The 505-nt window shown below is 41.0% G+C and carries 1 pseudogene; it reads left to right on the forward strand.

Annotation, left to right across the window (positions count from 1 at the left end):
- Window positions 1–220: 220 nt before the first annotated feature.
- Window positions 221–505 (forward strand): annotated as a pseudogene (locus tag ACS8FC_RS21225) (folate-binding Fe/S cluster repair protein); the annotation flags it as partial.

The following is a 505-nucleotide window of genomic DNA, read 5'->3' on the forward strand; positions in this document are numbered from 1 at the left end:
CCGCACTACGCCCAATTTAATGCTTAATCCACACTTAAGCGCCCCACTTATTGATGACGTTTTTGTGACACCATTTTTGTGGTACTCTTCTTAACCTTATTTACATTTTTGCTGACACGTTCTGTCAGTAACAACAGCGTCTATATGAAAGCGCACCCATAATTCTTATCGCTTCGATTTCATCTCTATATTTTAATAATTAAGCAGAAGGATAATAACAATGACTCAGTCTCCAAACCCCTCAGCATTGCCGCAGTTTTTACAGTTGACCATTCAAGGCGAGGACGCCGAAAAATTCTTGCAAGGGCAATTGACCTGTGATGTCACCAAGCTTGGCCTTAGCTATCAAGCCGCTGCAATCTGCAACTTAAAAGGTCGGATCGAATTTGGTATTTGGATTAAGAAACAAGCCGAAAAGCACTATGATGTGGTCATCAGCAGCGATTGTGCAGATGCCTTACAAGCTCATTTAAAAAAGTTTGGCGCGTTTTCTAAATTTGATACC

The organism is Psychrobacter sp. 1Y4 (assembly GCF_051847555.1).